Genomic DNA, 241 nt, shown 5'->3' with positions numbered 1-241 from the left:
CCTTCCTGCTCAATCGGGTTTTGAGTGGCCAAGACAAAGAACGGTTGGTCGAGCGTGTAACGATGCCCGCCCGCGGTCACGGTGCCTTCTTGCATCGTTTCCAGCATGGCCGATTGAGTCTTCGGGGTCGCTCGGTTGATTTCGTCGGCAAGCAGGATCTGTGTGAAGACAGGCCCCTTTTGAAACTCAAACTTGCGGCGGCCGGATTCATCTTCCACCACCATGTTGGTGCCCAAGATGT

1 protein-coding gene is annotated in these 241 nt (G+C 56.0%); it reads right to left on the bottom strand.

What is annotated here, in order from left to right:
- The coding region (locus tag B2R17_RS16905) for an AAA family ATPase (protein WP_286764915.1) at nucleotides 1-241 on the bottom strand (241 nt) is incomplete at both ends.

It is taken from the genome of Rhodopirellula sp. UBA1907, assembly GCF_002337565.1.
In the GTDB taxonomy this organism is placed as follows: Bacteria; Planctomycetota; Planctomycetia; order Pirellulales; family Pirellulaceae; genus Rhodopirellula; species Rhodopirellula europaea.
This window is presented reverse-complemented; position numbering and strand designations above follow the sequence as displayed.